The organism is Streptomyces purpureus (genome assembly GCF_014648195.1).
GTDB classification, from domain to species: Bacteria; Actinomycetota; Actinomycetes; order Streptomycetales; family Streptomycetaceae; genus Streptomyces; species Streptomyces purpureus.
Genome location: NZ_BMQQ01000043.1, coordinates 1 through 22,759 on the forward strand (window position 1 = coordinate 1; position 22,759 = coordinate 22,759).

Annotated in this window: 20 protein-coding genes; 10 read left to right on the forward strand and 10 right to left on the reverse strand. The window is 69.9% G+C overall.

Annotated elements, in window-relative coordinates:
• Positions 1 to 51 precede the first annotated feature (51 nt).
• From IEZ01_RS32210 to IEZ01_RS32225, 4 genes are all read right to left on the reverse strand, one after another.
• Positions 52 to 1,083 carry a hypothetical protein gene (locus tag IEZ01_RS32210; RefSeq protein ID WP_189205257.1) on the reverse strand — a complete coding sequence of 344 codons (1,032 nt, stop codon included), beginning with the start codon at positions 1,081 to 1,083 and terminating at the stop codon, positions 52 to 54.
• A 24-nt stretch (positions 1,084 to 1,107) separates the two neighbouring features.
• Positions 1,108 to 1,356 (reverse strand): hypothetical protein, encoded by a 249-nt coding sequence (locus IEZ01_RS32215; protein ID WP_019886457.1) that lies wholly within the window; start codon positions 1,354 to 1,356, stop codon positions 1,108 to 1,110.
• Between the two features lie 355 nt (positions 1,357 to 1,711).
• Positions 1,712 to 3,205: a SulP family inorganic anion transporter gene (locus IEZ01_RS32220; RefSeq protein WP_189205258.1), complete on the reverse strand. Its 1,494-nt coding sequence runs from the start codon at positions 3,203 to 3,205 to the stop codon at positions 1,712 to 1,714.
• A 17-nt stretch (positions 3,206 to 3,222) separates the two neighbouring features.
• A complete protein-coding gene (locus IEZ01_RS32225) occupies positions 3,223 to 3,804 on the reverse strand; it encodes a carbonic anhydrase (RefSeq protein WP_019886455.1) in 582 nt (193 codons plus the stop codon).
• Positions 3,805 to 4,733: 929 nt separating this feature from the next.
• Between IEZ01_RS32225 and IEZ01_RS32230 the strand changes: the two genes are divergently transcribed.
• Entirely contained in the window at positions 4,734 to 5,264 is a 531-nt protein-coding gene (locus tag IEZ01_RS32230) for a hypothetical protein (protein ID WP_189205259.1), read from the forward strand.
• A gap of 10 nt (positions 5,265 to 5,274) precedes the next feature.
• On the opposite strand, the gene IEZ01_RS32235 is transcribed toward IEZ01_RS32230, so the two are convergent.
• Together IEZ01_RS32235 and IEZ01_RS32240 are read right to left on the reverse strand one after the other, a co-directional pair.
• Positions 5,275 to 5,550, reverse strand: coding sequence for a DUF397 domain-containing protein (locus IEZ01_RS32235; protein ID WP_189205260.1), 276 nt, complete (start codon positions 5,548 to 5,550; stop codon positions 5,275 to 5,277).
• Complete coding sequence (locus IEZ01_RS32240; protein WP_189205261.1) at positions 5,510 to 6,358, reverse strand: helix-turn-helix domain-containing protein; 849 nt, start codon at positions 6,356 to 6,358, stop codon at positions 5,510 to 5,512. The genes IEZ01_RS32235 and IEZ01_RS32240 overlap by 41 nt, the downstream gene beginning before the upstream one ends.
• 499 nt (positions 6,359 to 6,857) lie before the next feature.
• On the opposite strand from IEZ01_RS32240, the gene IEZ01_RS32245 reads away from it, so the two are divergent.
• Positions 6,858 to 8,828 (forward strand): helix-turn-helix domain-containing protein, encoded by a 1,971-nt coding sequence (locus IEZ01_RS32245; protein WP_040875130.1) that lies wholly within the window; start codon positions 6,858 to 6,860, stop codon positions 8,826 to 8,828.
• Here the strand turns inward: IEZ01_RS32245 and IEZ01_RS32250 are convergent.
• Entirely contained in the window at positions 8,801 to 9,988 is a 1,188-nt protein-coding gene (locus IEZ01_RS32250; protein WP_444545500.1) for an IS701 family transposase, read from the reverse strand. The genes IEZ01_RS32245 and IEZ01_RS32250 overlap by 28 nt on opposite strands.
• A 421-nt stretch (positions 9,989 to 10,409) precedes the next feature.
• The gene (locus tag IEZ01_RS32255; RefSeq protein ID WP_189205262.1) at positions 10,410 to 11,531 is read right to left on the reverse strand and encodes an LLM class flavin-dependent oxidoreductase; all 1,122 of its coding nucleotides are present in this window, start codon (positions 11,529 to 11,531) and stop codon (positions 10,410 to 10,412) included.
• A 178-nt stretch (positions 11,532 to 11,709) separates the two neighbouring features.
• On the opposite strand from IEZ01_RS32255, the gene IEZ01_RS32260 reads away from it, so the two are divergent.
• Positions 11,710 to 12,411, forward strand: coding sequence for a DsbA family oxidoreductase (locus IEZ01_RS32260; protein WP_189205271.1), 702 nt, complete (start codon positions 11,710 to 11,712; stop codon positions 12,409 to 12,411).
• Between the two features lie 131 nt (positions 12,412 to 12,542).
• Positions 12,543 to 13,205, forward strand: coding sequence for a ScbR family autoregulator-binding transcription factor (locus IEZ01_RS32265; protein ID WP_063828504.1), 663 nt, complete (start codon positions 12,543 to 12,545; stop codon positions 13,203 to 13,205).
• Between the two features lie 33 nt (positions 13,206 to 13,238).
• On the opposite strand, the gene IEZ01_RS32270 is transcribed toward IEZ01_RS32265, so the two are convergent.
• Complete coding sequence (locus IEZ01_RS32270; protein WP_019886441.1) at positions 13,239 to 14,198, reverse strand: ScbA/BarX family gamma-butyrolactone biosynthesis protein; 960 nt, start codon at positions 14,196 to 14,198, stop codon at positions 13,239 to 13,241.
• A gap of 264 nt (positions 14,199 to 14,462) precedes the next feature.
• On the opposite strand from IEZ01_RS32270, the gene IEZ01_RS32275 reads away from it, so the two are divergent.
• From IEZ01_RS32275 to IEZ01_RS32295, 5 genes are all read left to right on the forward strand, one after another.
• Entirely contained in the window at positions 14,463 to 15,161 is a 699-nt protein-coding gene (locus tag IEZ01_RS32275; RefSeq protein WP_189205273.1) for a ScbR family autoregulator-binding transcription factor, read from the forward strand.
• Between the two features lie 93 nt (positions 15,162 to 15,254).
• Positions 15,255 to 16,163: a quinone oxidoreductase family protein gene (locus tag IEZ01_RS32280; RefSeq protein WP_189205275.1), complete on the forward strand. Its 909-nt coding sequence runs from the start codon at positions 15,255 to 15,257 to the stop codon at positions 16,161 to 16,163.
• A 47-nt stretch (positions 16,164 to 16,210) separates the two neighbouring features.
• Positions 16,211 to 17,044, forward strand: coding sequence for a shikimate dehydrogenase family protein (locus tag IEZ01_RS32285; protein WP_019886437.1), 834 nt, complete (start codon positions 16,211 to 16,213; stop codon positions 17,042 to 17,044).
• Between the two features lie 81 nt (positions 17,045 to 17,125).
• The gene (locus tag IEZ01_RS32290; protein ID WP_019886436.1) at positions 17,126 to 18,523 is read left to right on the forward strand and encodes a class II 3-deoxy-7-phosphoheptulonate synthase; all 1,398 of its coding nucleotides are present in this window, start codon (positions 17,126 to 17,128) and stop codon (positions 18,521 to 18,523) included.
• Between the two features lie 48 nt (positions 18,524 to 18,571).
• Entirely contained in the window at positions 18,572 to 20,032 is a 1,461-nt protein-coding gene (locus IEZ01_RS32295) for a DHA2 family efflux MFS transporter permease subunit (RefSeq protein ID WP_019886434.1), read from the forward strand.
• A gap of 151 nt (positions 20,033 to 20,183) precedes the next feature.
• Here the strand turns inward: IEZ01_RS32295 and IEZ01_RS32300 are convergent, their stop codons facing one another.
• Entirely contained in the window at positions 20,184 to 21,692 is a 1,509-nt protein-coding gene (locus IEZ01_RS32300; RefSeq protein WP_019886433.1) for an FAD-dependent oxidoreductase, read from the reverse strand.
• Positions 21,693 to 21,959: 267 nt separating this feature from the next.
• Between IEZ01_RS32300 and IEZ01_RS32305 the strand changes: the two genes are divergently transcribed.
• Entirely contained in the window at positions 21,960 to 22,751 is a 792-nt protein-coding gene (locus IEZ01_RS32305; RefSeq protein ID WP_189205277.1) for an arylamine N-acetyltransferase family protein, read from the forward strand.
• Positions 22,752 to 22,759: the final 8 nt, after the last annotated feature.

Genomic DNA, 22,759 nt, shown 5'->3' on the forward strand with positions numbered 1-22,759 from the left:
GGCCTCGGTCACGTTCTCACTAGTCATCGGTGCATCCTCCATGATCGGGAGTTACACCGAACGATTTACAGTCCCGGAGACGCCGACGACACCGTTGACGTTGGGGCAAGGGGCCGGGTAGGCCCAGGCGATGTCGCTCCAGAGGTCGGGCTCGGCAACGACGGTCATGGTGGTGGTGTCCGCGATCAGCGTCTTGATCCATGGTTGTGGGCGGGTGGCGTTGGGAAGCGCGTTCCACATGAAGCCGACCCGGTTGCCGGTGACCCAGCCGGCCGGCCGGGAGTGCTGCTTGCGCAGCCAGTTGGTGGCCCCGTTCGGGCAGATCGAGATGTAGTCACCCTGCCTCAGGCTGCCGGTCCAAGGAAGCGTGGTCGAGATGTCGAACTGCGACATCGCGGACCCGGGCGCGTCGGGCCAGCGGAAGATCCGTACGGGATTGCCGACCTCGGCACCCATCATGTACATGTCCGTGGTCGCGCCGTGCGTCAGACATACGGAACTCCGCTGCCCGAAGTTGGCGTCGAGCGTGTAGTACTCGAGGTCCAACGCCGCATGGGCCTCCAGGTCGGCCAGCGGGATCCTCATGACGACGGTCGCCAGCCAGTTCTCCCGGAAGACGTTCATGGTCATGAAGAGATGGCGGGAGCTCGTCGCGATGTCCGGCCGGTCGAGTTGGGTGCCCGTCTGCCACGCGGAGTCGAAGTCCTGGGGAGCGAAGTCGTACGTGGTCCACGAGCCCGGAGCCGGAGTGCCGTTGGTCGAGACGGCGAGCCGGACGATGTTGGGGGCTCCGCCCGGCCCGGTGTCGTACTGCAACACCCGGAACCACAGGTTGCGCCCGCGGTGATGGATCACGATCTGGTCGCAGCAGAACCCGCCGGCCGCATGGGGGAACTCGGTGAACGGGTCGAGGTGCGTCCAGCTCGCGCCTCCGTCAACGGAGTGGCTGGCGAAGGTGTTGCCGGTCATGAGCACGTGATCCAGGAACCGGGCAACCGTGGGCTCGTTCGTCGCCGACGTCGTGTCGGCTCCTGTCGCCAGGTCGTCCAGGGTGACGTTCTGGAGCAGCTGCACGGAGGACATCGCTGCCACCTTCCTCGGTCGCGTTCACGCACCGGGCTCCGGCGTGGGCGTGGGCGGCACATCCGCCTCAGGGGCGGGGGCAATTGCGTCCTCGTACGGCTTCGGCTCCCGCGGCGGCCCCATGACCTTGTTGTGCGGCCCCTTGTGTTTGCGCTCACGCTCCTGGAGCTCGGCCATGGTCAGCTTTCGACGAGGCTGCTTCGCGAGCTCCTCAGGACTCGTCGGCTCGATACGGGGTCCGGCCTTCGGGTAGCCAAGTTCCTTGCCGGCCATCTGAGGCCTCCAGGTTGAACGGGACAACGAGAGTTCGTCTTCGAGTCCGTCTCCGTCGACTGGCACGTCGACACCCCTGAGACCAACGTAGGCCGACCCGACGGGCGCCGCCATTCGGGGGAGCGCGCCACCACGGGACGGCCTGTCCCCCACGCCGCGTACCAGCCGTGGGGGCGGGCCCCCTCGGACGGGTCGAACGACTGTTGGAGCCCCAACACCGAGGCCAACATGTGGTCGGCGTCGAGGCCAGTACTTCGGCGAGGCCTTCGACCGCCCTTCCGCCGAACCGCTGCCTCGGTGGCAGGAGAGATATGCCCGGCGGAGCCTGATCGAGCCTCCGCCGGGCGGCAGATCCCTACGACGAGACCCTCATGGCGTCGTGGCCTTCATCCGGTGCGGCGGACGTGACCTTCACCGGATTGGTGTCGGGTGCGCTGTGTCGCTCGGCCCAGGTCTCCAGTGCCGTGCGGCAGGCGTGGTCGAGGTGGTGCAGCCCGGACAGGTCCACCTCGATCGGCCGGTCCTGCGGAAGCGCCTCCAGGCTGTCGAGGATCTTCGGCAGCCGCAGGAACGTCGCGTTGCCCGACAGGTACACCTGGATCGGCCCGGCGCCCTTGTCTATGACCTCCGTCTTCAGGTGCGATGCCTCCCAGGCGGTCTTGGCCACCGCCAGAGCCAGGCCGATGAGCACGCCTTCGAACATGTTCACCGCGACGATCGACACGGCGGTGACGATGAGGATCAGCGCCTCACCCTTGTGCCCCCGCCACAACTCCGCGACCTGGCGGAACGGGATGAGTTTCCAGCCCGCGTGCACCAGGATGCCGGCGAGGGCGGGCAACGGGATCAGCGCCAGTGCGGAGGGCAGCGCGGCGGCGAACAGCAGCAGCCACACACCGTGCAGCACACGCGACGCCTTCGTCTTGGCGCCCGCCTGGACGTTCGCGGAGCTGCGCACGATCACCGCGGTCATCGGCAGCGCGCCGAGCAGACCGCATAGCGTGTTGCCCGCGCCCTGGGCGATCATCTCCTTGTTGTACTCGGTGCGCGGGCCGTCGTGCAGCCGGTCCACGGCTGCCGCGCTGAACAGCGACTCGGCGGAGGCGATCAGTGCGAACGCGATGATGGTGCCCCAGATGGCCGGGCTGGCCAGCTCACCGAAAGCCTCGGCGCCGGGCGGCTGGATGACGCCGAGCAGGCCCTCCACCTCGACGGTGGCGACCGGCAGGCTGAAGGCGAGCGAAGCGAGAGTGGCCAGCATCACCGCCGCGAGGGCGCCGGGCACGGCCTGCACCTTCTTCGGCAGCTTCTTCCACAGCACGATGACGGCGATGGTGCCCGCGCCGATCGCGAGGGAGGTCAGGGCCTCGGTGCTGCCGAGGGCGTCGGCGAAAGCCCCGGGCAGGCCCACGAGCTTGCCGATGCCGGTTTCCGGGGCTTTCAGGCCCGCCGCCGCGTAGATCTGGCCTGCGATGATCACCAGGCCGATGCCGCAGAGCATGCCTTCGACGACGGCGACGGATATCGCACGGAACCAGCGGCCGATCCGGAGGAAGCCCATGGCGAGCTGGAGCAGCCCGGCGATCAGTACGATCACGCCGAGCGCGGCCACTCCGAACTCGCTGACGGCCTCGAAGACCAGCACGGTCAGGCCTGCGGCCGGGCCGGACACTTGAAGGCTGCTGCCGCGCATGAGCCCGGTGATGAGGCCGCCCACGATGCCGGTGACCAGGCCCAGCTCCGCGGGGACCCCGGAGGCGACCGCCACGCCGACGCACAGCGGCACGGCAACCAGGAAGACGACGATGGACGCGGCGAAATCCTGCCGCAGGTAAGGGAACCTCGACATCACAGTCATGGTGTCCCTCACAGCGCCTCGAACGCGTCGGTCTCCGCGCGGTGTTCGCGCACGGCTCCGGTGTGTACCTCGTAGTACCAGCCGTGCAGGCTGAGTTGGTCCGCCTGCAGGCGCTTGTCGATGCAGGGGTAGGAGCGCAGTCGCAGCAGCTGTGTCAGGACGTGGTGCTGAACCGCCTCGGCGACCGTCGGGTCGGCGGGGTCGGAGCACTTGGGCTCGTCCGCGGCGTGCGCGAGCCAGTCACGCACGGCGGGTACGGCGTCCAGGTCGTCGCCGCGCACCACAGCGCCCACGGCGCCGCAGTGGGAGTGGCCGCAGACCACGATGTGCTGGACGCCGAGAACCTCAACGGCGTACTCGATGGTGGCCGCCTCGCTGGTGGGGTGCTCCAAGGCGTACGGGGGGACGATGTTGCCCGCGGTGCGCAGCTCGAAGAGCTCCCCGGGGCGGGCGCCCGTGATCAGGGCCGGGACGACCCGGGAGTCGGCGCAGGTGATGAACAGGACCTCGGGCGACTGGCCTTCAGCGAGGCCGGCGAACTCCTCAGGGCGCTGTCCGAACATGCGGGCGTTGTCGATGAGGGGTTGCATGATGTGGTGATCCTCCTGGCGCGCCGTAGCGGCGCGTCGGACGGGCAAGGACAGGTGAGTGTGGGGGGCTGCTCTGCTGCTCAGCAGCGGAACATCTGAAGTGCCGCCGGACAGTGGGCTGTCGAGGATCTCGACGGCCGGTGGGGCGCGGTACGGGGTGTGCCCGGCCCGCCCGCTGTCGAGGCCCCCTGCCTCAGGTGCGGACGGTCGGGTGTCCCGGGTGCGCAGTCGGCGGCAGTGCGGTGCCGGTCGCGGGTGCCCAGGGGACCGATCGGCTCCCCGTGGCGGCCGGCGTCCCGGCAGGTGGCGATCTCGTCCCATAGAGCCTTCCCGGAGGGCTTGATCCCGGGCTGACTCTTGGCCACGGCATGACGGGCCATGTGCGCGGATGCGAAGGCTGCGGTAGACGCGAAGACCTGAAGGCCGAGCAGGACGGCGGCAACGAGCGACACCACGGTCCGGACCGTCACACCTCGGAACATGAGCCTCCCTCCAGGTAGTTCACGGCTCTAGCGCATGCCAACGCTTGGTCAACGATCAGCCAAGAAAAACAATAACCCGGCAAAATCCTTTGCAGAGTTAACGCAAGGTTTCGACCTGAAGAGAGCCTGAAGGCCGCGCGTGGCCTCACCGGGTTCGGGGTCGTTCAAGGGACTGCGAAGCCTTTCGGCCGCCGGGTCGGACGGGACCTACCGTCGCGGGACATTGAGGAACGGGCCCGAGTCAGAGCCGCGCCTCTTGCGCAGCTCTGACCGCAGACACCCGCGAACAAAAGGACCGTCCGGACTGTCGCGTGGGACCCGCCCCCCACTCGGAGTGAGGGCGGCCCCACCAGAAGCTCACGGTCCCGGATCACCGCGACCGGCTCAGGTGAGCAGAGCCGAGGTTAGGGTGCGGGGCAGGGGGACGCTCGCGCGGCAGGGGGGATCATGACCGAGCATCTGGGGCCGCTGGAACTGGTTGGGGATCGGTGGGTCATCGGAGACCCGAAGCGAGAGGGCGGCTCGTGCCTGGTCCTGACCGCCGGCGGTATGGAGCATCACAAGTCCGGAGTCCCCGAACCGCAGCTCGTCATTCCATGGTCGCGGTTCATGGACATGAGGGTGAACGCCACCACGCGGGCGTGGCTGGCCACCCGCACCATGGGCGTGCTGCAAGCGGTCAGCGGTACCGGCCCGCAGGTCGGCGGTCGTAGTGCCTGCTCAGTGTCCGGACTTCTACGCCATCCGTACGAATACTGGTCGTTGAACTACACCCACCACCAGCGCCCCTACACGCAGCCCCACATCTTCTGGGTCGGACATCTGTTCCGGAAGACGGTCGAGGCGAAGGCGGCACGCCGTCTGGGCGATCCGGAGTGGCTGGGGAATGCGGTCGCCAAGCTGGCGACCGCACGCCCGGTTTACGGCCTCTCGTCGAACCGGCGCGCGTCAGAGGTCATCGAGGCCCTTGGCCTCTGACGAGACGAGGTCAGAGCGCGCCCTCGGCTGCCCCGCCCACGAACGCCTCGAAGGCGGAGGGGGTGACCGTGAAGGCGGGGCCCTCCGGGTTCTTGGAGTCCCGCACCCCGACGAGGCAGGACTGGGCGGCGACCTCGACGCACTCGCCGCCGGTGTTGCCGCTGTATGAGGACGTACGCCAGGCGGCGGCGCCGAGCGGTGCGCACTCGATGCACTCGCCGCCGTTGGTGCTGCTGTATGACGACTTACGCCACTGTGCGCGCGTCAGGTCGCGGATCGTGCCCATAACGTTCCTCCATTACGCGAGCGATCAGCGCCGCCGATTCCTCGGGGGAGAGGGCAGCTGCCTGAAGTCGAGCGTATCCGACCGAACGCTCCCTGATGAGTTCCGGGTTGGCCGTCATATGAGGCTGGTCGTAGCTCTCGCTGTAGAAGATGTCAGGGTCGTCCTCGAAGCGAAGAAGGGTGAACGTGCCGACCATCCCTGTGTGTTGGCCCGCCGAGAAGGGGAGCACCTGGATGTTCACCCACGGGCGCTCCAGGAACGTCAGCAGGTGGGCCAGCTGCTCCCGCATGGTCTCGCGGCTGCCAACCTCCCGGTGGAGCACTGCCTCGTCCAGCACCACCCACAGCACTGGTGGGTTCTCGCGCTCAAGGATGCGCTGGCGCTCCAGCCTGCCCGCCCACATCTCGTCCACCCGGTCCGGGTAGTCGACGCTCAGCAGCGCCCGCCCGTACACCTCCGTCTGCAACAGGCCGTAAATCACCTGCGCCTGGTACGTCGAGATGTACGTCGCCTTCGCTTCCATGTCCGCATACGCCTGGAACCACGTCGGCGGCTGGCTCTTCAGCACCAGCCCAATCAGCCGCTCGAACACACCCCCCGTCTCCAGCGCCACATCCAGCCTCAACGAGAACTTCCGCGTCGGTACCTTCCGAGCATTCTCGATCTGGCCGATCAGCGATGCCGTGCAGAAGACGCACGCCCCCAACTGCGCCTGGTTCAGTCCCGCCGCCTCTCTCAAGCGGCGGAGTTCTGAGCCGTAGTAGTCCAGCGGTGAGGCGCTGGGATCCAGGCTGCGGATGTTGACCACGAGCGACGGTCACTTCCAAGTCGGGACGGACGATCCGTCGCTGAGCGTAACCACCCCACTCCACACAGGTGACCCGAATCACACAACTGGCGTGGGTTCGCCACTTGTTGGAGCCTGCGGCATATGCCGAAGTTGCTCGGCATTCCGGCTCATGACCAGCCGGGGTCGCCGTCCTGGCGGAAGTTGGAGTTCCAGCAGTCGTTCAAGGAGCCAAAGCAACCAAAGGGGCCATAGGTGTCGACCAGCAGCGTGCGCACAGGAGTTCCGCTTTCCTTCTTCTTCGAACCGGAGGATCTCCCTCAGCCTCGCCCGACTCGCCAGTAGCCGGAAGGTGGTCCGGGAACACCGCACAGGGGCTCTCGCGGTGGTCGTGTCACACACCGCCGACGCCCGGGAACGAAGTGGCCGAGGTCACCGTTGACCCTTACTCGGGGGCAAACTAGTTTCGGCCAGCGGTTTGGGATTTTCTGACTTTTTTTACACAACGGGGGTTGGGACCATGACGTGGGAAGGAGCGGATACCGGCGGCGCCTCAGCACTCACCGTGCTTGAACTACTCGCCCAGCAAGCTCCGCCGCACCGGTTCGAGGAACTGCTCCGTCAGGCCCGCCGGAGCGGCGCGTCCGCCGCGGAACTGGCCGAGCTGGAGCGGGCCGTGGAGCTCGCCGGCGGCATCCACTCGTCGTTCAGCCGCCGTGAGCAGCGCGAGGCGGGGCTCGCCGCGCTTGTCGACACCGCCCGTGACTTGACGTTCCCGTACGACCTGGACAGTCTGCTGCGGGTCATCACCCAACGCGCCCGCCGGCTGCTCGACTTCGACATGGCGTACGTGAGTCTGCGCGGCGGCAGCGGCGCGTCGTACATCCACAGCACCGAGGGTTCGAAGACCGGTCTCAGCACCGGGCTCCGGGTCCTGGACGGGCGGGGGCTCGGCGGGGAGGCGCAGGCCGGGGACGCTCCGGCGTGGACCTCGGACTACCTCAACGACGACCGCTTTCCGCACTGTGAGGCCATCGACGAGGTCGTACGGTTGGAGGGGCTGCACGCGGTCATGGCCGTGCCGCTGCGGAACGGCGACGCCTCGGTCGGGGCGTTGTACGGCGCCGACCGGCGGATCCGTCACTACACCCCCGACGAGCTTGGGCTGATGTGCTCGCTCGCCGATCTCGCCGCCGTCGCGATAGAGAAGGCGGGCCTGCTGGATCAGACCCGGGCCGAGGTGACCGAGCTGGAGCTGGACAGCTCCCGGGCCCGTACGACCCTCACCCGGATGCGGCACGTCAGCGAGGCCCACAGCCGGATCATGAATCTCGTCCTCGCGGGCGGGGACTTGTGCAACGTGGCCAAGGCGGCGGGGGACGCCCTCGACGGCGCGGTGATGATCCGTGATCCGGGCGGGCGTTCGCTGGCGTCGTCCCTTCCCACCGGTGGGGAGCTGCCAGGGCTCGACGAGGAGGCGGTGGCGAAGGCGTCCCTCGACGCGCATGCCGGCCGCCGTCCGGTGGTGACCGGTGACAACACCTGGGTCGCCCCGGTCATCGCCGGCTCGGAGGATCTGGGCGTGCTGGTGACCCGCCCCACGACCGGGCTGACCGCCGAGGACGAACGGCTCCTCGAACTGGCTGCGCAGTCCGTCGCGTTCCTGCTGCTGATGCAGCGTTCCACCGCCGTCGCCGAGGGGCCCGTGCGTGACGAGCTCCTCGACGATCTGCTGGCCGATCCGCAGCATTCTCCGCACCAGATCGTGCAGCGCGCCCGTCGGCTTGGCATCGATCTGCGCAAGCCGCATGTGCTCGTGGTCGCCCGCCCGGAGGGCGGTGAGCAGGGCCGGGCCGTCGTGTGGGCCTCCTCGTACGCGTACCGCATGTCCGGGCTCAAGACCGTGCAGGGCGGCTGCATCGTGCTGCTGCTGCCCGGCCTCGACGCGTCGGCGGCGGCCCGCGCGGTCTCCGGCGAGCTCTCGCCGCTGCTGGGCCATCCCGTCTCGGTCGGCTCGGCGGGGCCGGGCTGGAGCCCGGACAGCGCGGGGCGGATGTACCGCGAGGCGACCCGCTGCCTGGACGCGATGAGCGCGCTGGGTGCCGGTGGCTCCGCGGCCTCCGTGCAGGACTTGGGCTTTCTCGGTCTGCTGCTCTCCGACGACCACGACGTGGACGGGTTCATCGAGTCCGCGATCGGGCCGGTGCTCGACTACGACGCCGAGCGGTTCACCGACCTCACCCGCACCCTGGAGGCGTACTTCGCCTCCGGCGGAAGCCCCACCAACGCCGCCGAGGCGCTCCACGTCCACCCCAACACGGTCTCCCGCCGGCTGGAGCGGATCGGGGAACTCCTCGGCGCCGAGTGGCAGAAGCCGGGCCAGGTCCTCGAGGTCCAGCTCGCCCTGCGGCTGCAGCGGACCCGCGACGTCCTGGCCCAGCAGCGGGGCCTGGAGCACGCCCGTCAGCCGGTGGACCGTACGGCCTCGTAGGTGGCGTCCCAGCCGGCACTGAGCACCGTGGCCGCGTGGGCCGCGGAGGCGAGCGTGATGTGGCGGTGCCAGCCGCGGAACGAGCGGCCGACGAAGTCGCGCAGGCCCGCGCCCTCGCCGACCTGGGCGAAGTCGCGCTCGACCCGCCGGGTCAGCTTGGTCAGCCGCAGCAGCTGTCCCACGTGCGCTCCGGTCAGGTCGGTGATCCACAGCCGAGCCAGCGGCCGCCGCGGGTCGTCCCACTCGCCCATCAGCAGCAGCTGTCGTTCGTTGCCCGACGTGGTCGGCAGCATGACCCGGACGGCTGTGGTCAGGGACGTCCGGGAGACCGGCCGGCCGGTGGCTGTGTCCAGCCAGCCCACCGGCCGACGCAGGCCCTTGAGCGATTCCAGGATCTGCTGGGCGGGCAGCGGGCCCGCGCCGTACCCGGGCAGGGCCCGGTCCGCGACGGTGAGGCGGCAGGTCGCGCCGATACGGGCGATGACCGGCACCCCGGCCGAGGTCAGCCGGCACAGCGCGGCCCGGGCTGCGCCGCCCCGGATGTCGACGAGCAGCGGCTTGCGGGTGATGTCCTGCCAGGCGGCGGTGTCCAGGGCGGCGGCGACCGCGCACTCCTCCAGGGTCTCCTCGCCGGCCTCCTCGGGAACTTCCGCCCGGTCCCGGCGCGTACGGTCCTTCACCCACGGATCGGGCAGGAACAGGCGCCAGTTGACCGGCACGCTCAGCTCCTCGGAGGCCAGCCACACACCGAACGCCTGCTGGCCACGGAAGACCTGGCCGCGCTCGGGGTCGAACCTGCGGTCCACGCCCACCGAGTGCTCGCCGGCCTTCGGTATCGGCATGGAGCGTACGACCCAGGCCTGCGGGCAGCTGTTCTGCTCGACGTAGCCGGCGAGCGCGGCCCGCATCGGCCGCCAGTCCCATGTGGAACTGGATATGAAGTGGTGCAGGCTCTGCTCGGCGGCCGGGCCGCCGATCTGCGCTGCGATGTTACGGATGGACTTGCGTCCCTGCGCGGTGAGAAGCCCCCTCAGATACTGCCCGGCCTTCACCCGCTGGTCCCGCCGGGGGAATCTGGCGAAGAGCGTGGCACAGAGCTCGTCGACGACGTCGTCCGCCACCACGCTGCCGCGGAACACGGTCCGCTCCAGCCGGTGGATCCCCCGTGGTTCGAGAACAGTCCTGCGTTTACTTGCGGATGTACTCACGACACTCCTGCCCGACGGTTTTGCAGCTCCCTCCAGCTGCCCTTCAACAGTCGTGCCTGGCGGGGCGGGACACGAGGTGTAGCCGTCACCCCCCTGGGGCGGCGGATGGTGGCCGGACCACCGGTCGGGGCGTCGTCGCAGGCCAGAGGGGGTGTGGTCGGTCTCGATGGGCGGAAAGGAGTGTGGCCGGACGACCTGGGGGGTGCGGTCCGGCCACCGATGTACGTGTGGTGTGCAAGCGATCTGACAGAGTCGTCCGCGCGGCTTTGCGCGCAGGTCGGCGGGGGCGGAACATCGCCCTCACGAGGCGGCACGGGCCAGTCTCCGGTTAATGCCCCAGGCCGGACACCGACCCGTGCGCCTTGTTCCTTCTCTAGGAGGCCGGGACACCCTTCGCGGTGTGCTCGGCCTCTTCCTGTTCCCGGGCCTTCCGGGCGACCAGCGCCGCGTGGGTGGGGCCGTCGGGGACCCCGGGGGCCCGTCGGCTCGCCATCTCCTTGCGCAGGACGGGCAGGACCTCCTCGCCGAGGATGTCGAGCTGTTCCAGCACGGTCTTCAGCGGCAGGCCGCCGCTGTCGACCAGAAACAGCTGACGCTGGTAGTCGCCGACGTACTCGCGGAAGGAGAGCGTGCGGTCGATGACCTGCTGCGGGGAGCCGACCGTCATCGGGGTCATCTCGGCGAACTCCTCCAGGGAGGGGCCGTGGCCGTAGACGGGCGCGTTGTCGAAGTAGGGCCGGAACTCCCTTACGGCGTCCTGGGAGTTCTTCCGCATGAAGACATGGCCGCCGAGGCCGACGATCGCCTGCTCGGGGGTGCCGTGGCCGTAGTGGGCGAACCGGTGGCGGTAGAGACCGACCATCTTGGCCGTGTGTTCCTTGGGCCAGAAGATGTGGTTGGCGAAGAAGCCGTCGCCGTAGTACGCGGCCTGCTCGGCGATCTCCGGAGAGCGGATGGAGCCGTGCCAGACGAACGGCGGTACGCCGTCCAGCGGGCGAGGCGTTGAGGTGAAGCCCTGCAGCGCCGTACGGAAACGGCCTTCCCAGTTCACCACGTCCTCGCGCCACAGCTGATGGAGCAGGGCGTAGTTCTCGATGGCGAGCGGGATGCCCTGGCGGATGTCCTGCCCGAACCACGGGTAGACCGGGCCGGTGTTGCCGCGGCCCGTCATCAGGTCGACCCGTCCGTCGGCGAGGTGCTGAAGCATCGCGAAGTCCTCGGCGATCTTCACCGGGTCGTTGGTGGTGATCAGCGTCGTGGACGTGGAGAGGATCAACCGCTCGGTCCTGGCCGCGATATGGCCCAGCAGGGTCGTCGGTGACGACGGCACGAAGGGCGGGTTGTGGTGCTCGCCCGTGGCGAAGACGTCCAGGCCCACCTCCTCCGCCTTGACCGCGATGGCGACCATCGCCTTGATCCGCTCGTACTCGCCCGGTGTGGTGCCCTTGGTCGGGTCCGTGGTCCTGTCCCCGACGGTGAAGATTCCGAACTGCACAGCAAGCTCCATCCCGCCCCAGGAAGAAACGGAAAGTTATCCGTTAAGGTCCACGGTAGCGGGAAGACGCGGGATCCGCATGGTGACGAAGTCGCCGCCGGTCCTTTGACCGGGCCGACCCGGGTCGACCACGCTCATTTGTCCGGACGGCCGCCGGGCCGCCTGAAGGGAGCACCCCATGACCGCCGCACCCGCCTCCGAGCAGCCGATCATCACCTTCTGGTCCGACATCGGCTGCCCCTGGGCCACGCTCGCCCTGCACACGCTGCACGCCGCCGCCGACGCGCGCGGCCAGGAGCTCCTGATCGACCACCGCGCCTTCCCGTTGGAGCTGTTCAACAGCCAGCCCACCCCCAAGCTCATCGTCGACGCCGAGGTCGTGATGCTGGGGGCGCACCGCCCCGAACTCGGCTGGCGGCTGTGGGCGGGACACGAGTGGGAGTACCCGTCGAGCATCCTGCCGGCGCTGGAGGCCGTCCAGGCCGCCAAGGCCCCCGAGGTGGGCGGCCTGCGCGGCTCCGACCAGCTCGACACCGCCCTGCGCCGCGCCTTCTACGTCGACCACCGGTGCATCAGCATCCACTCCGTGATCCTCGACATCGCCGAGGGCTGCGCACACGTGGACGCCAAGGCGCTGGAGGCCGCCCTCGCCCGGGGGGCCGGGCGCCGCGAGGTCTACGAGCAGTGGCATCAGGCGCAGGGGCCGGAGATCCAGGGCAGCCCGCACCTCTTCGCGCCCGGCGGCTGGGCCGTACACAATCCGGGTGCCCACTACACGTACAACGGCTCCCCGGAGACGGGCGGTTTCCCGCGGCTCGACCGCTACGACGCCGGCTGGGCGGACGAGTTGCTGGACTCCCTCGCACGTCAGGCCGGTTGAGGGGGCGCGCGGAGGGGGCGCCCGGTTTTGGCGATTACCGGCCAATTGTTGCTCCAGCCTAGTTAAAAAACCGGGGGGTTGGTTTCATTGAATACATCTTCATGATGTGTCGACCAGCTCAGGGACCCCCCATGACCAAGCAGGATCGTGCTGTGCGGACGCGCCGCGCTCTGATCGTCGCCGCCGCCGAAGCCTTCGAGGGCGGTGGTTACGCCGAGGCCAAGGTGGGCCGGATCGCGGCCGCCGCCGGAGTCAGTCCGGGAGCCCTGCACTTCCACTTCGAGAACAAGAACACGCTGGCGGACGCGGTCGTGGCGCAGGCCGCGGACCGGCTGGGCGCGGCGGCGCGCGAGGTCCACGCCCGCCGGGGCACCCCCTTGCAGACGCTGGCCGATCTCACCCACAGCTTCGCCGCGCTGTTCCGTACGGACGTGGTGGTACGGGCCGGGTTCCGGCTCAACAGCGACGGCGACGCCGAACTCGCCCTGGGGCTGCGCGACGAGTGGCACCACAAGGTCGCGGCTCTGATCGGGCGGGCCTCGGCGGCGGGGGAGCTGACGACCGGGCTGCCGCACTCGGCGGCCGTCACGTTCGTCGCGGCGGCGACCGCGGGGCTGGAAATGCTGGGCCGCGGTGACGAGAAGTGGCTCTCGCACGCGACCCTCACCGAGTTCTGGCGCGCCGCGCTCTCCATGCTGGCCACCCCTGAGGCGGCGCGAGCCGTGCGGCCGGAGGGTGTCGCGGTCCTCCTGGGGGGCGGGCACGACGAGACCCCGCGCGGTGTACCGGCGTAGCGGTACCGCGTCGGGGCCGTCGTCTCGTGCTCGTTAATCCCGGATCGTGAAGCCTTCGACCACGCAGCGGAAGGCCATGCTGTCCCGCTGGAGGCCGATGACCTCGACCGCCGCCGGGATGCCGGCTCGGGCGGGGAGCGCGTGGGCCTCGATCCAGCACGGCGCGTCGAACTCGACGTACCGGCTGGCGTACATGGCCTGCCCCGTCGGGTTGAAGTGGGGGGCGCCCGCGAAGGCGTACGCGGCCTGGTGGGCGGCTTCGAGCAGGACGAGGCCGGGGACGTGGTCGACGGCGTGGTCGATCAGCGCCATGTGGCCGGTGCCCCAGCGCAGCTGCCAGCGGTGCGGGCGGCCGCCGGGTGCGAGCAGGACCTCGTTGTCGGCGATCCGGCCGACCAGCGGCGCGGCGACCGGCTCGGCGGAGTCGCCGGGAAGCGCGGTCAGGTAGTCGCCGCGCATCCGGCCGTACACCCGGGGCGGCACCCAGGAGAAGAGGTTGTCGCTGGTGGCGAAGGTCGCGCCGCGCTGACGCAGGGCGAGCTTGACCCGCATGCAGCGCCGGCCCTCCCAGGAGTACTCCGCCTCCACCCGGACGGGGTCGGTCAGGGTCGTGGGGTGGTGCGGGTCGACCGCGTAGGTCAGCTCGTTCATCAGGAACTTGTCCGAGGTGGGGATCTCGAACGCGGCGTGCGCGAGGGAGAGCGTCACCTGCCGGATCGTCTGGGCGATCAGCATGTGGTGGTGGACGCTGCCCGGGGCCGGGGCGAAGAAGCAGTGGTCTCTCGCCCAGTTGATGTCGACGGAGAAGGCCATCTCGTCCCGGCGGGTCCAGCCGGTTATCAGGACGTCCCGGTCCAGGTCGCGGTGGGCGAAGGAGGCGGTGGGTGCGTGGGGTACGGGCCGCGGCGTGCGGGCTGCGGCGCCGGTACCGGCCTGGGTGGCGGTACGGGCGTGGGTGACGGTCTTGTTCTGGGCCACGGTCGTGATGTGCATGTCGATCCCCCCATAGGAATGCGCGACGACTCGGGTGAGGAGCGGGGAAGCCCCGTCCATGGCCAGTAAGATACGGACCGCACGGTTTCTTTTTCAAGACCCGACGCGAGTATGTCAGGTTCCCGGTCGGTGGATCCCTGGTGGCACGCCCATGGAGGGCCGGTGGAGCCGGGGTGGCAGAGGAGGTGAGGGGGCAGATAAGATACGGACCGTTTGGTTTTTTGGGGGGACGCAAAGAACCGCAGATCGACCCGGAGGTTGGCATTGGCACGGCAAGAGCGGGCCATCCGCACGCGCAGGGCAGTACTGGAAGCCGCGGCGGAGGTCTTCGCCGAGTTCGGTTACGAGGCAGCGACCATCACGATGATCCTCGACCGGGCCGGAGTGAAGAAGGGAGCGCTCTACTTCCACTTCGCCTCCAAGGAAGAACTGGCACTCGGCGTCCTGGAGCACGCGGTCACCGAGCCGCCGCCGGAGCAGCTGCTGAAGCTGCAGACGGCGGTCGACATGGGGCTGGTGCTGGCCTACCGGCTGCCCCGGGAACCCCTGCTGCGCGCCTCGGCCCGCCTCGCGGCGGACCAGAACGCGCGGCACTTCTTCGGTGAGCCCTGGAACGAATGGGTGCGGGTGATGACCACCCAGCTCACCGAGGCCAAGGAACGCGGCGAGGTCCTGCCGTACGTCGACGCCACCGCCACCGCCGAGATGCTCGTCGGATCCTTCAACGGCATCCAGATGCTGTCGCAGGCGGTCTGTCAGATGGCGGACCTGGAGACCCGGATCTCCCGGATGTACGACCTGACCCTGCCGGCGATCGCCGCCCCGGCGATCCTCGGCCAGATCGACACCTCGCCCGCCCGTGGCCTGGCTCTCTACGAGCAGCAGCGGAAGGAGCTCGCGGAGAGCCCGGACTCGAACGACTCGGAGGACGGCGAGGACGCACAGGACCGGCTCTCGGCCTGACCGGCACCGACGACACGACAGGGGGCCGGTCGCGGGTGCGCGTGTCCGGGAGAGACACGCGGCCCCGGCCGCGGCCCTCGGGGGGAGGGCGGCATGAGAGCCGTTCGTTTCGACCGCTTCGGCGGACCCGACGTACTGGACTACGTCGACCTGCCCGAACCCACGCCGGGTCCGGGCCAGTTGAGGATCACCGTCGAGGCGGCCGGCGTCAACTACGCCGACACCCACCAGACCGACGGTTCCTATCTCGCCGCCGACCAGCTGCCGTTCGTACCCGGCAGCGAGGTCGTCGGCCGCACCGACGACGGCACCCGGGTCCTCGCCCGGGTCCGGGGCGGCTACGCCGAGCAGGTCGTCGCGGACGCCGGGACGGTCGTCCCGATCCCCGAGGACCTGCCCGCCGCCCACGCCCTCGCCCTGCTGATGCAGGGGCTCACCGCCTGGCACCTGCTCACCACCGCGGCCCGCCTCGCGTCCGGCGAGACCGTCGTCGTGCACGCCGCCGCCGGCGGTGTCGGCTCCCTCGCCGTCCAGCTCGCCCGCCACATGGGCGCGGGCCGGATCCTCGCCCAGGCCTCCACCGACGCCAAGCGCGCCCTCGCCCTCGACCTCGGGGCCGACGCCGTCGCCACGTACCCGCTGGAGAACCCCGCCGACGTGATCCTCGACGGCACCGGCGGCGCCCTTTTCGACGACGCCCTCGGCTCCCTCGGCACCCTCGGCCGGATCGTCACCTACGGCAGCGCCGCCCGTACCCCCGCCGCCCCCGTCGACCCCCAGCGCCTCGCCCGGCTCGGCGCCTCCGTCGTCGGCTTCTGGCTCCGGCCCGTCCTGGCCCGGCCCGATGCGGTCACCGGCCCCCTGCGCGAACTGCTCGCCCTCACCGCCGCCGGCGCCCTCCGCCCGCTCGCCGGCCCCAGCTACCCGCTCGCCGACGTCCGCCGCGCCCACCAGGACCTGCTGGCCCGCCGTACCACCGGCAAGGTCACGCTCGTCCCCTGACCCGCAGCGCGGCCCCACCTTCCACCACCCGAACCGAGGCCCCCCGTATGTCCGACGACGCCCGCCACCAGCAGCCGAGAATCACCGGAACCACCCGGCTCTACGCCGTCCTGGGCGACCCTGTCGCCCAGGTCCAGGCGCCCACCATGGTCAACCCGCTCCTCGCCCGGCTCTCCCGGGACGCCGTCCTCGTCCCCGTCCACGTCCGCCACGACCAGCTCGCCGCCGTCGTCACCGGCCTCAAGGCCGTGGAGAACCTCGACGGCCTCCTGGTGACCGTGCCCCACAAGGTCGCCGTCCGCCGCTTCGCCGACCTGGAGAGCCCCGCCGTCCAGCTCTCCGGAAGCGCCAACGTCCTGCGCCGCGAACCCGACGGCCGCTGGCACGCCGACAACTTCGACGGAGCCGGCTTCGTCGCCGGACTCGAAGCCGCCGGCCACCGGCCCGCCGGCAGCCGCGTCACCCTCGTCGGCACCGGCGGCGCCGGCTGCGCCATCGCGCCCGCCCTGCTCGCGGCCGGTGTCGACCACCTCGTCCTGTGCGACCTCGACCCGGCAAGGACCGCGGCGCTCGCCGCCCGGCTCGACACCCGCTGGCCCGGCCGCACCACCCACGCCACCCGCCCCGACGTCGACGGCGCCGACCTCGTCGTCAACGCCACCCCGCTCGGGCTGCGCGAGAGCGACCCCCTGCCGTTCGACCCGGCCGGCCTCGCCCCCGGCACCCTCGTCGCCGACATCATCATGAAGCCGCGCGAGACCCGGCTGCTGCGCACGGCCCTCGCCCACGGACTGCCCGTGCACTACGGTGCGCCCATGCTGGAGAGCCAAGTCGCCCTCTACCGCGAGTACTTCTCACTCGACTTCCCCCAAGGTCAGTGATTCGAAGGCGTCATGGCGCCCTGACCTTGCGATTACCGGCAGATGGGCGGGGAGTTGGTACACAAAACCTAGCCTGGCGGCATGCAGCCGACCATCGCAGCACGGACCGACACGGCCGTGCCTCCTCAGCCGTCCACGACCGCCGGCTCGCTCGACGCCCGGATAGCCGAGGCGCTGTCCCGCCCCGCGGCACAGCAGCCGCAGTGGCCCGACCCCGTCTCGGCGCTTTCCGCCGTCGCCACGCTGGAGACCATGCCTCCGCTCGTGGTGCCGCAGGAGGTCGACCGTCTCCAGTCCAGGCTGGCCGAGGTCGCCCGAGGCCGGGCCTTCCTGCTGCAGGGCGGCGACTGCGCCGAGACCTTCGCCGGGAACACCGAATCCCATGTCCGCGCCAATCTGCGCACCCTCGTGCAGATGGCCGTCGTGCTGACCTACGCGGCCAGCATGCCCGTGGTCAAGGTCGGCCGGATCGCGGGCCAGTACGCCAAGCCCCGCTCCAACAGCACCGACCAGCTCGGCCTGCCCGTCTACCGCGGCGACATCGTCAACGGCTTCGACCCGGTCCCCGAGGCCCGGGTCGCCGACCCGGCCCGGATGCTCCAGGCGTACGCCCACTCCGGCGCCGCCCTCAACCTCACCCGCGCCTACGCCGGTTCCGGCTTCGCCGACCTGCACCGCGTCCACGAGTGGAACCGCGACTTCCTGCGCACTTCACCGGTCGGCGAGCGCTACGAGGCGCTCGCCACGGAGATCGACCGCGGCCTCGACTTCATGTCCGCCTGCCGCGTCGACCACGGCGCCCTGCACAGCACCGAGCTGTGGGCGAGCCACGAGGCGCTGCTCCTGGAGTACGAGCGCGGTCTGCTGCGCCGCGAGACCGGCGCCGACGGCACCGAGAAGCTGTACGGCCTCTCCTCCCACTTCCTGTGGATCGGCGAGCGCACCCGCCAGCTCGACGGCGCCCACATCGCCCTCGCCTCGCTGCTCGCCAACCCCATCGGCCTCAAGATCGGGCCGAGCACCACCCCGGAACAGGCCGCCGAGTACGTCGAGCGGCTCGACCCCCACAACGTCCCCGGCCGGCTGACCCTCATCAGCCGGATGGGCTGCGGCAAGATCCGCGACGTTCTCCCCGCCATAGTGGAGCGCGTCACCGCCACCGGCCACCAGGTCGTCTGGCAGTGCGACCCGATGCACGGCAACACCCACGAGGCCGCCAGCGGCTACAAGACCCGCGACTTCGGCCGCATCATCAACGAGGTCGAGGGCTTCTTCGAGGTCCACCGCGCGCTCGGCACCCACCCCGGCGGCCTGCACATCGAACTGACCGGAGACAACGTCACCGAATGCGTGGGCGGCGCCCAGGCCATCGACGACTCCGGTCTCGCGGAGCGGTACGACACGTACTGCGACCCCCGCCTCAACCCCCAGCAGTCGATGGAACTCGCGTTCCTCGTGGCCGAGATGCTGCGCGGCTGACCACCGTTCCCACCCACCCCTTACCGCTCTTCTGGAGGAAAGATTTCCATGGGCACCACGCCTGCGGCGACCGCGTCGCGCTGGCTGGCCCTCGCAGTGCTCTGCGCCGGCCAGCTGATGATCATCCTTGATCAGAACATCGTCAACGTCGCCCTCCCCGCGGTCCAGACCGACCTCGGCTTCACCGCCACCAACCTGGTCTGGATCGTCAACGCCTATGTGATTCCCTTCGGTGGTCTGCTGCTCCTCGCCGGCCGCCTCGGCGACCTGCTCGGCCGCAAGCAGGTCTTCATCACGGGTCTCACGCTCTTCACCGTCGCCTCGCTCTTCTGCGGCCTGGCCACCGGCCAGGAGATGCTGATCGTCGCCCGCTTCGTGCAGGGTGTCGGCGGCGCCATCACCTCGGCCGGCATCCTCGGCATGATCGTCACGCTCTTCACCGAGCCCAAGGAGACCGCCAAGGCGATCGGCGCCTTCAGCTTCGCCTCCGCGGGCGGCGGCGCCATCGGCCCCCTGGTCGGCGGCATCCTCACCGACTCGGTCGACTGGAGCTGGATCTTCTACATCAACATCCCGATCGGCATCGTGGTCGTCGCCCTCGCCCTGCGCACCCTGCAGACCGAGCGCGGCCCCGGCCTCGGCTCCAGCGCCGACTTCCTCGGCGCCGTCCTGGTCACCGCCGGTCTGATGCTCCTCGTCTACACCATCGTCGGCATCGAGAAGGAAGGCTGGGCCTCCACCCACACCCTCGGCTACGCCGCGCTCGCCGTCGTCCTGCTCGTCGGCTTCCTCATCCGCGAGTCCAAGGCCGCGTCCCCACTGCTGCCGCTGCGGCTCTTCCGCTCCAGCAACGTCTCCGGCGCCAACCTGATCCAGCTCCTGATGATCGGCGCCATGTTCGGCTTCCTGTACTTCGGGACGCTCTACCTCCAGCGGGTCCTCGGCTACGACCCGCTGCAGACCGGTCTCGGCTTCATCCCGGTCGCCGTGGCGATCGCCGGTGTCTCGCTGGGCCTGTCCGCCAAGCTGATCACCAAGTTCGGGGCCCGCGCCGTCCTCATCACCGGCCTCGTCCTCATCGGTCTGGGCTTCGTCCTCTTCGCGCAGCTCCCGGTCGACGGCACGTACCTGGCCAACTTCCTGCCGGCCAACCTGCTGCTCGGTGTCGGCTTCGGTGCGGCCATGCCCGCGCTGATGATGCTCGGGCTGTCGGGCGCGACCCCGGAGGACTCCGGTGTCATCTCCGGTCTGTTCAACACCTCGCAGCAGATCGGTGGTGCCGTCGGCCTGGCGCTGCTGAACACCTTCGCCACCGCGGAGTCCGGCGCCAACCCGACCCCGGCCGCCCTCACGGCCGGCTACAACCTGGCCTTCACCATCGCCATCGGCTTCATCGCCGCCGGCCTGGTCCTGGCCGTGATCATGCTCAAGGCCGCGCCGGCGGCCCAGGGCGCGGGCCAGGAGGGTGACGCCAAGACGGACACCCCGGCCGCCCCGGCCGTCCTGTAAGGCGGTCCACGGCGGGTCCCACACGGAGGGGGTGGTGCGCGAAAGCGCACCACCCCCTCCAGGCGTTCCCCGCTTGCCACCGCACGCGCCACATGCCGAAGGGGGCCGGTGCGCTTTCGCGCACCGGCCCCCTGGGCTTGGTCGGACCGCGTCAGCTGCCGATGCTGCGCGGGTGGCGGAAGAAGTTGTCCGGGTCGTAGGCGAACTTCACGTAGCGGAGCTTGTTGTAGTTGCCGCCGTAGTACTTGGTCTGCCAGTCGGTCAGCTCGGTGCTGGTGAAGTTGACGTACGCACCGCTCGACATCGGGTCCAGGACCCGGCCGCCGTTGCCCGCCCAGGCGGTCGCGGCCTGGACGTCCGTCGCGGACGGGTTGGCGCCCAGCTGGTTGACGAAACCGGCGACGAAGGTGGCGTCCCGGTGCCAGAACGCCGTCGACGTACGGCTGATCCGGTTGGCGGCGCCGCCCAGACCCATCACGTGCAGCACCCGCGTGTGGCCCGCGGCGCGGTTGGCGTCGTAGGCCGCGAGGACCTTCTCGATCTCGGTGGCCGTCATCTCGCGGTTGAAGACGCGGTAGCTCTCGCGCTGGAAGCCGGTGCGCGGGAGCTGCGCGTCCGGGGTGGTGCCGGCGCGCTGGCACTGGGCGACGGTGAGCTGGTCGCAGTGGTACGTACGCTTCATCGCCTCGGCGTACGTGAGGTCGGCGACCACCTTGCTCAGCGGGGCGGTCTTCGCCAGCGAGTTGAGCTGCGCGAGCGCCGTCTCCAGCTCGGACTGCGGGCCGAGGTAGGCGCCGGTGGTCAGCACCATCGGCTTGGCGCCGGGGGCCGCGTCCGGGGTGACCAGGACGAACTGACCGGCGAGGTCGTCGGAGCCGTTGGCCATCCAGGCCTGCCAGGCCGCGAAGATCGCCGGCGCCTGGTCGTAGTCCCACCACTGCTCGTACCAGACCATCCGCGGCTGGTCGACCGGACGGACCTCCCAGTCCACGACCACACCGAAGTTGCCGCCGCCACCGCCGCGCAGACCCCACAGCAGGCTGGAGTCGTAGGAGGAGGAGGCGCGCACGATGCTGCCGTCGGCGAGGACGACCGTCGCCGCGGTCACCCGGTCGCTGCCCGTGCCGAACTTCCGCGTCTGGTAGCCGATGCCGCCGCCGGAGAAGAAGCCGCCGGGGCAGACCGTCGGGCAGGTGCCGGTGGCGATCTGCTTGTTGTACGGCGTGAGGGCCTCGATGGCACGGATCGACGAGGCGCCCGGGCCGACCTTGAGCGTGCTGCCGTTGACCTTGGCGTGCTGGATCCGGGAGACGTCGACCACCAGGCCCTCGCCCGTGGACCAGCCCGAGTAGTTGTGGCCACCGCTGCGGGTGCGCACCGCGATGCCCTCGCTGCTGGCGAACTGGATCGCCTTGGCGACGTCCTGCGGGGTCTCGCAGTAGGCGATGGCCTGCGGGCTGACCGCGTCGTACTGCGCTATCTGGAGCTGCTTCGCCAGGTCGTAGCCGCTGTCCGTGGGCAGCAGCAGATCACCCTGGAGGCCGGCCCGGAGCCTCTCGTACGAGCCCGTGGCACCGAACGACACGGACGGCACGGCACCGGCCAGCGCGCCGGCGGCCGCGACACCGCCGCTCGCCCGCAGAAAGTTCCGCCGATTCAACAATGTAATCTCCTCCGTTTGTCACCGACTCGGCGCCGGGGACAGATCATTGAAGTCAAACAGAATCTAGAGTGAGAACATCGATGCGAACACCCCTATTCGACCCCCCTCCCCAAACACCTTGAGAAACTCAAGGGTGCACATGCAGGGGGGTATTAGGGGGGTCCTCTGGGCGCAGACAATGCACCCTGGACGCGGTTATGGTGCGGCCTGTACGTGTGCCGTTATCACGCGAATCCCGGAAGCTGCCGAAAGAGGAGATCCATCATGCTCGACGTCGAGGCATACGCCGCCCACCTGGGACTCTCCGGCCCTCTTGAGCCGACTCTGGAGACGCTGCGGGCCCTGCACAAGCGCCATCTGATGACGGTGCCGTTCGACAACTCCCGCCATGTCCACAAGGGCGCCGCGGTATGGGACGAAGCGGCCGACGCCGACCCGCAGGAACTCTTCCGGCACCTCGTCACCGAGGCGAACGGCGGCGTCTGCCACGAACTCAACGGCCTTTTCCGCACGCTGCTGCGCCAGATCGGATTCGACGTCGTCATCCTTTCCGCCGGAATTCGCGGCGCGGACCAGCAGTTCGGCCCCGACCTCGACCACATGCTGAACGGCGTCACCATCGACGGCGAGCTCTACCTCGCCGATGTCGGCTACGTCGGCCCGTCCTTCACCGAGCCCCTGCACGTCGGCCCCGGGATCCAGGAGCAGAACGGCTTCCGCTTCCGCGTCGTGGAGGAGGACGGCTACCAGATCGTCCAGCGCCAGGGCGCCACCGGCGACTGGATCGCGGTCTTCCGCTTCCGTCCCGAGGCCCGCGAGCTCACCGCCTGGGTCGGCTACGCCGAGTCCCTCACCAGCCGCGACGAATGGGAGTGGGAGGGCCAGCAGCTCAGCTCCACCACCGTCATCCGCGGCCGCGCCTTCGAGACCGGCCAGAAGATTCTCATCGGACGCCGCTACGTCGTCTCCGAGAACGGCGCCGAGACCTTCCGAGCCATCATCGACAAGGGCGAGTACGCCGCCATCGTCAAGGACATCGTCGGCGAAGCCGCCTGACGCGCACA

Excerpts from the sequence above, each read along its gene's own strand:
- IEZ01_RS32210 (WP_189205257.1), bottom strand. The coding sequence starts at position 1,083 with ATGTCCTCCGTGCAGCTGCTCCAGAACGTCACCCTGGACGACCTGGCG.
- IEZ01_RS32215 (WP_019886457.1), bottom strand. The coding sequence starts at position 1,356 with ATGGCCGGCAAGGAACTTGGCTACCCGAAGGCCGGACCCCGTATCGAG.
- IEZ01_RS32220 (WP_189205258.1), bottom strand. The coding sequence starts at position 3,205 with ATGTCGAGGTTCCCTTACCTGCGGCAGGATTTCGCCGCGTCCATCGTC.
- IEZ01_RS32225 (WP_019886455.1), bottom strand. The coding sequence starts at position 3,804 with ATGCAACCCCTCATCGACAACGCCCGCATGTTCGGACAGCGCCCTGAG.
- IEZ01_RS32230 (WP_189205259.1), top strand. The coding sequence starts at position 4,734 with ATGACCGAGCATCTGGGGCCGCTGGAACTGGTTGGGGATCGGTGGGTC.
- IEZ01_RS32235 (WP_189205260.1), bottom strand. The coding sequence starts at position 5,550 with ATGGGCACGATCCGCGACCTGACGCGCGCACAGTGGCGTAAGTCGTCA.
- IEZ01_RS32245 (WP_040875130.1), top strand. The coding sequence starts at position 6,858 with ATGACGTGGGAAGGAGCGGATACCGGCGGCGCCTCAGCACTCACCGTG.
- IEZ01_RS32260 (WP_189205271.1), top strand. The coding sequence starts at position 11,710 with ATGACCGCCGCACCCGCCTCCGAGCAGCCGATCATCACCTTCTGGTCC.
- IEZ01_RS32265 (WP_063828504.1), top strand. The coding sequence starts at position 12,543 with ATGACCAAGCAGGATCGTGCTGTGCGGACGCGCCGCGCTCTGATCGTC.
- IEZ01_RS32270 (WP_019886441.1), bottom strand. The coding sequence starts at position 14,198 with ATGCACATCACGACCGTGGCCCAGAACAAGACCGTCACCCACGCCCGT.
- IEZ01_RS32280 (WP_189205275.1), top strand. The coding sequence starts at position 15,255 with ATGAGAGCCGTTCGTTTCGACCGCTTCGGCGGACCCGACGTACTGGAC.
- IEZ01_RS32285 (WP_019886437.1), top strand. The coding sequence starts at position 16,211 with ATGTCCGACGACGCCCGCCACCAGCAGCCGAGAATCACCGGAACCACC.
- IEZ01_RS32290 (WP_019886436.1), top strand. The coding sequence starts at position 17,126 with ATGCAGCCGACCATCGCAGCACGGACCGACACGGCCGTGCCTCCTCAG.
- IEZ01_RS32295 (WP_019886434.1), top strand. The coding sequence starts at position 18,572 with ATGGGCACCACGCCTGCGGCGACCGCGTCGCGCTGGCTGGCCCTCGCA.
- IEZ01_RS32305 (WP_189205277.1), top strand. The coding sequence starts at position 21,960 with ATGCTCGACGTCGAGGCATACGCCGCCCACCTGGGACTCTCCGGCCCT.